7 protein-coding genes are annotated in these 5584 nt (G+C 63.7%); 4 read left to right on the forward strand and 3 right to left on the reverse strand.

The features are described 5' to 3' along the window. Positions 1 to 155 (forward strand): heme-binding protein (locus EN884_RS23585; protein WP_206617628.1); only part of this gene is annotated, 155 nt, incomplete at its 5' end. Between the two features lie 263 nt (positions 156 to 418). Here the strand turns inward: EN884_RS23585 and EN884_RS23590 are convergent. The 3 genes from EN884_RS23590 to EN884_RS23600 all read right to left on the reverse strand — a co-directional run bounded on the left by EN884_RS23590 (position 419) and on the right by EN884_RS23600 (position 2138). Beyond that, complete coding sequence (locus EN884_RS23590) at positions 419 to 820, reverse strand: hypothetical protein (protein WP_013529226.1); 402 nt, start codon at positions 818 to 820, stop codon at positions 419 to 421. 233 nt (positions 821 to 1053) lie between these two features. Continuing rightward, complete coding sequence (rpmF, locus tag EN884_RS23595; protein ID WP_008834724.1) at positions 1054 to 1236, reverse strand: 50S ribosomal protein L32; 183 nt, start codon at positions 1234 to 1236, stop codon at positions 1054 to 1056. A gap of 140 nt (positions 1237 to 1376) precedes the next feature. Continuing rightward, a complete protein-coding gene (locus EN884_RS23600; protein WP_013529225.1) occupies positions 1377 to 2138 on the reverse strand; it encodes a transglycosylase domain-containing protein in 762 nt (253 codons plus the stop codon). Positions 2139 to 2360: 222 nt separating this feature from the next. On the opposite strand from EN884_RS23600, the gene EN884_RS23605 reads away from it, so the two are divergent. From EN884_RS23605 to EN884_RS23615, 3 genes are all read left to right on the forward strand, one after another. After that, positions 2361 to 3278: a polyprenyl synthetase family protein gene (locus EN884_RS23605; RefSeq protein ID WP_063169166.1), complete on the forward strand. Its 918-nt coding sequence runs from the start codon at positions 2361 to 2363 to the stop codon at positions 3276 to 3278. A gap of 146 nt (positions 3279 to 3424) precedes the next feature. Further along, on the forward strand, positions 3425 to 4231 hold the full coding sequence (locus EN884_RS23610) for a methyltransferase domain-containing protein (RefSeq protein WP_063169167.1): 807 nt from the start codon (positions 3425 to 3427) through the stop codon (positions 4229 to 4231). Positions 4232 to 4345: 114 nt separating this feature from the next. Then, positions 4346 to 5584: histidine kinase dimerization/phospho-acceptor domain-containing protein (locus tag EN884_RS23615; protein WP_245491975.1), on the forward strand; the 1239-nt coding region annotated here is incomplete at its 3' end.

Below are 5584 nucleotides of genomic sequence, written 5' to 3' on the forward strand. Positions count from 1 at the left end.
GGCGCGTGCTGCCGGTCGTCGGCGGCGTGCTGATCCGCGACAAGGCCGGTGCCATCATCGGCGCCGTCGGCATTTCAGGCGACACGTCGGACAATGACGAAGCCGCGGCAATCGCCGGCATCGAGGCCGCCGGTTTCACCGCCGATCCGGGGTGAGGTCGGGAACTTCGTCATCCACGGGCGGAGCAGGAGCGAGGCTCCGTCGCGCAGACCCGAGGATCCATTCCGTAACATCCGCCGTAGAGTGCAGCGGAGCAGAATTCTGGACCGCTGAAACGCTCACGTGTCGCGGCTTGGACCCTGGGGTCTGCGCCCGTCGCTACGCTCCTTGCTACGCCCTGGGATGACGACGTTAGGGGCGTTTGCGCCAACTGTCAGCGCAAGTGCCCGTCAAACTTCCGCCTTCCGCGCCGGGGGACCTAATTCAAATTGATGTCCCGGCTGGCCGACCGCATCGACACCGCGAATCCGGCCAGCACGTCGAACAGCGCGATGACCATCAGCGTGAAGAAGACGGAATGGGCCGCACCCTTCACCAGCAGGAATTCGACCAGGAAGGCCACGAAGACCAGCGTCGACAGAAGATGGTCCATGATCGAGGCGTTGGTGGTGCGCACCGACTTCGCCATTTCGAGGAACAGGAAGATCAGCCCAATCAGCACCATCAGATCGCCAAGCGTCATCGAGAACACGCCACCCGACATCATGCTGAATGAGAAGACCTCGCTTGCCCACGGATCGTCACCGCTGCCGAATATTCCCAGCAGTCCGAGATTGTAGAGCACGAAAGGCACGATCAGCAGCGGAATGGCACCGAACATCTGGCGTCTCCATGTGGGGGCAATCCTTTGTAGAATGCGCCACAGGCACGCCGTCAAGATGTTTCGATGGCAGCGTTGAACACGGTCGAAGACCGCACGCAACAACAATGTCAGCCGGTTGCCTGCAACGATTGCCGCCCACGCGTCGAGATGCGCGCTACCCCGCCCCCCAAACGCAAAAGGACCGGCCACTGGCCGGTCCTTTTGGAATTCAAACCTTTGGAAGGCTGGTCTCAGCTTTCCTTGGGCGTCAACACCTGGCGACCGCGATACATGCCGGTCTTCAGGTCGATATGGTGCGGACGGCGCATTTCGCCGGAATTCTTGTCCTCGACATAGGTCGGGGCCTTGAGGGCGTCGGCCGAGCGGCGCATGCCGCGCTTGGACGGAGAGGTTTTACGTTTCGGAACGGCCATGGATATGCTCCACTACATGGTCAAAAGCCCCGCCCGCCCTCGTGAAAGGGCCATGTCGGGGCCTAAATCTGAGAAAGTCGGGTGCCTATACACGCCCTGTGCCGTTTTGGCCAGCACTGGCGCGAATTTTTTTGGATCGGCTAGCGGAGACAACCGACATAGGCCCCCGAGCGGCCGGCTCGCCGCTCGATCAGATTGGCAAGCCGCCTCAGGCCAGGCCCGGGCTTGGCCGGATTGCGGGCGATCGGATTTGGCAAAGAGACCGCAAGCAGGGCGGCCTGCCGTCGCGACAGCTGTTTTGCCGAGACGCCGAAATGGTGCTGTGCCGCGGCCTCGATGCCGTAGATGCCCGGCCCCCACTCGGCGATGTTGAGATAGATTTCCATGATGCGCCGTTTCGACATCACCGCATCGAAATAGACGGCCAGCGGCAATTCGACCACCTTGCGCACCGAGCCCAGCGGCCGCGACCAGAGATACAGGTTCTTGACCGTCTGCATGGTGATGGTCGAGGCGCCGCGCGTCGCTTCGCCGGCCAGCGCATCGTCGACGACGCCTCTCAGCTCGCCGAGATCGACGCCACGATGAAAGCAGAACTGCCCGTCCTCCGACATGATGACGGAATTGGCCAGCACCGGCGACACGTCATCGATCGACACCCAGCGGCGGTCGTAACCGGAGAAGGTCGCCAGGTCCTTCAGCATCAGCGTCGAGACAGGATGCACGAAGAACGGCAGGTACAGAAATGTCAGCACGACCGGAATCAAGGCCAGCACCGCGGCCACGACGATGCCGCGCCGGACCCAGCGCTTGAGACCACGGCGGTTTACGCCCCGCGATCTCGTCGCCATGTCCAGCTTTTCGGTTTCATGATCGACGATCGGTTCCGCCAAGCCGCCCAACCCGTGCCAGAGAGCTCGTTTTGAAACGCGCTCCTGTGAGTCATGTGACGGTGTTTTCGAGAACCGGAGCGGAGCGTACATTAGAGTACGCAAGCACCGGAAGCGCAGAAAACGCCCTCAGATGACCGCAGGAGTAGAGTTTCCGAACGGGCTCATACTGCTCCGGCATAATGGCGCTTGCCTTCTTGCGCAACGTCTGAGTGTCGGCTACCGGTCCCGGCCATGACGAATGACGACCAAATGGCGTTCGAAATGGCGCTGATCAGGCGGGCAGCCGCCGTCGAGGTGCTGCTGCGGCGACTGCTCGACGACCGCGCGCTTTCGGGCGAGATCGCCCGGCCGGACCGGCTGATGGCGGCGATGCGCCATGGCGTGCTGAACGGCGGCAAGCGCCTGCGGCCCTTCCTGGTCATGGAAAGTGCCGCCCTTTTTTCCACCGACGGCGAGGCGGCACTGCGTGTCGCCGCCGCACTTGAATGCGTGCATTGCTATTCGCTGATCCACGACGATCTGCCCGCCATGGACGACGACGACCTGCGTCGCGGCCAGCCGACCGTGCACAAGGCCTTCGACGAGGCGACCGCGATCCTGGCCGGCGACGCCCTGCTGACGCTGGCCTTCGACATCATTGCCGGCGAGTCGACCGCGCTGCCGGCGGAGCGGCGGGCAGCCCTGGTGCTGGCGCTTGCCCGCGCCGCCGGAGCAGGCGGCATGGTCGGCGGCCAGAAGCTCGATCTCGAAGCCGAACAGACGCCGCCGGACGAGGCCGGCATCATCCGGCTGCAGGCGATGAAGACCGGCGCGCTGATCCGCTTCGCCTGCGAGGCAGGCGCCCTCATCGCCGGCGCCCCGGCCGATGACCGCGAGCGGCTGGCCGAATTCGGCTCGGCGATCGGTCTTGCCTTCCAGCTTGCCGACGACCTGCTCGATTTGACCGCCGACGCCAGCCAGATGGGCAAGGCGACCGGCAAGGACGCCGCCGCCGGCAAGGCGACGCTGGTGGCCTTGCATGGTGCAAATTGGGCACGCGGCCAGCTGCACGGCCTCGTCCAACAGGCGCATGCGCTGCTTGAGCCCTATGGCGACGATGCCCAGTTGCTGAAAGAAGCGGCGACATTCGTGGCGGCGCGTAACAGCTAAGGTTGGTGCCAGCCGGAACATCGAGCTGATTGCACGCACGTCCCCGCCGGCCGGTTCTGAAATAGAACTTGAGCGGAAGCCTGCCGAGGCAGAGGATTGACATCCGCACGGCAAGCACGCGGTGCGGATAAGAGTTGGAGGATGCCATGTCGACCACCGACAAGCTGTTCAGCGGTTCCATTCCCGAGATCTACGACCGGGCGATGGTGCCGCTGATCTTCGAGCCATATGCGCGGGATCTGGCGGAGCGGGTGTCGAAGCTCGGGCCGCAATCGGTGCTCGAAGTGGCGGCGGGCACCGGTGTGGTGACACGTGCGCTCGCAGCAAAGCTGCCGGCGCAAGCGCGCATCGTGGTCACCGACCTCAACCAGCCCATGCTCGACCACGCACGCACGCGGATGGTGGACGATCCTCGCATCACCTGGCAGCAGGCCGATGCTCAGGCGCTGCCCTTCGAGGACGCACAGTTCGACGCCGTGGCCTGCCAGTTTGGCGCGATGTTCTTCCCCGATCGGGTGGGCGCCTACGGGCAAGTTCGGCGCGTGATGCGGCTGGGCGGACACTTCCTGTTCAACGTCTGGGGTGCCATCGAAGAGAACGAGTTTGCCGATGAGGTGACGCGGGCGCTCGGCCATTTTTTCCCGGCCGATCCGCCTCGCTTCATGGCAAGGACACCGCATGGCTATCACGATGCGGACGTCATCCGCGCCGACCTGCATGCCGCCGGCTTCCGTAACATTACCATAGAGCCGCTGGATGCCGTCAGCGCCGCTTCCTCGCCATATGAGGCGGCCACGGCCTATTGCCAGGGCACGCCCCTGCGGGTCGAGATCGAGGCGCGCGGTGGCTCGCTGGAGGAGGTGACGCGATACGTGGCGAATGCCCTTGGGAAACGGTTCGGGGAAGGCCCGGTGAGTGGCCGCATCCGCGCCCTCGTCGTGGACGCGGCCTAGGCGCGCTGTCCATCCGGCGGCTCGCACGGCTCGCCTGCCCGAACGAACGAAATTTTAATGTAAATGAAGCGTAATCCCGGCCATTAAAATGGTGCGTATGTGTTGGGGTTGCGCATGCCTGAATATTCGTCCTTCATCCGGTCGGTCCGGATCCGCTATATTTCAGGGTTGCTGATCTTCGCGCTGGCTTCCGCCGGCATCGTGATTGCGCTTGATCGCGTCAATTCCTTTCGCCGCGACATCGATGCGCTGAGCAGCAATCTCGTCATCTTCACCCGAGACCTGCGCAACGCGACCAGCTTTGCCGAGACGACCGGCACCGCCTGGCGGGCGGAGACACGCGATGCCCTGACCACATCGGCGCGCGGCCATTCGGAGCGCCTGACCGGCGAGATCGAGACGCTGACCGCCCAGCTTGCGGCGATCAAGCCGCGGCTGTCGATCAAAACCGTCGACGAACTCCAATCCGCTTCAGTTAACGGCGATCTGTTCTGGTCGCCGCGCGACATGGTGCGCAATTTCAACCTGATGTCGGTGGCGCAGAAGGTCGACGAGTGGAGCTATCGCGAAATCCGCAACCAGAATGACCTGTTCGCCCAACCCATGCTGGTTCGCGTCCGCACCGCCATGGATGATGAGCGCCATCTGGCCGATGCCTCCAGCGACAGGCTGTTGTTGTGGGCCAGCGGCATCCTGTTCGCGGCCCTTGCCATCGTCGCCTTCTGGATCTTCCGCCCGATGGAAGTGGCGATCCGCCGCGCCTTTGCCGAATCCGCCGAATCCCTGTTCAAGGCCGAGGCCGCCGACCGCGCCAAATCGGAATTCCTGGCCAATATGAGCCACGAGATCCGCACGCCGATGAACGGTGTGCTCGGTATGGCCGAACTGCTGGCCAAGACCGATCTGACCCCACGCCAAAAGACCTTCACCGACGTTATCGTGAAGTCCGGCAACGCGCTGCTCACCATCATCAACGACATCCTCGACTTCTCCAAGATCAATGCTGGCCAGCTCACCCTCGACCCTGCTCCCTTCCGCCTTTCCGAGGCGGTCGAGGACGTGGCGACGCTGGTCTCGGCGCGCGTCGCCGAAAAGAACCTCGAACTGATCGTGCGCGTCGATCCGCGCCTGCCGGCCCATGTCGTCGGCGACGCCGGCCGGTTCCGGCAGATCATCACCAACCTGCTCGGCAACGCAGTGAAGTTCACCGAGAAGGGTCACGTGCTGATCGACGTCGGCGGCGAGATCGTCAACGACGTGGTCCAGCTCAAGATCCGCGTCGAGGACACCGGCATCGGCATACCGGCCGAGAAACTGCAGAACGTGTTCGAAAAATTCGCGCAGGTCGACGGC

Source organism: Mesorhizobium sp. M7A.F.Ca.AU.001.01.1.1 (assembly GCF_004022735.1).
GTDB classification, from domain to species: Bacteria; Pseudomonadota; Alphaproteobacteria; order Rhizobiales; family Rhizobiaceae; genus Mesorhizobium; species Mesorhizobium ciceri.